Genomic DNA, 348 nt, shown 5'->3' with positions numbered 1-348 from the left:
AGAATGGTATAGAGTGCTTCCACTTATTAATGAATTACCTATAAAAGATTTAGACAAAGGTCTGCTTGCTACTTATTGCCAAACATATAGTAACTACAAAAATGCCACACTCAAATTACAAGAAGAAGGTATGGTGGTTGTGACTGAACGTGGAAGTAAACTCTCACCTCATTACACAATACAAAGGGATAGCGTGAATACAATGAACGCCATTTGTCCCAAATTAGGCTTAACTGTTGAGGCACGTCTCAAGATTATGGAACCTAAGACAAAAAATGAGTATGATCCTGTAGGTGATTTTGTGACAGGTAAGAAGCCTAAATCAGTATATGAAGAGTTTGGCATAGG

General features: G+C 37.1%; 1 protein-coding gene. It reads left to right on the top strand.

The features are described from left to right. Positions 1-348: phage terminase small subunit P27 family (locus tag CD032_RS09555; protein ID WP_103211443.1), on the top strand; the 348-nt coding region annotated here is incomplete at both ends.

Source organism: Staphylococcus cohnii subsp. cohnii (assembly GCF_002902365.1).
Lineage (GTDB): Bacteria > Bacillota > Bacilli > Staphylococcales > Staphylococcaceae > Staphylococcus > Staphylococcus cohnii.
The sequence above is the reverse complement of the archived record's forward strand: the minus strand, read 5'-3'. Positions and strand labels throughout refer to the sequence as shown.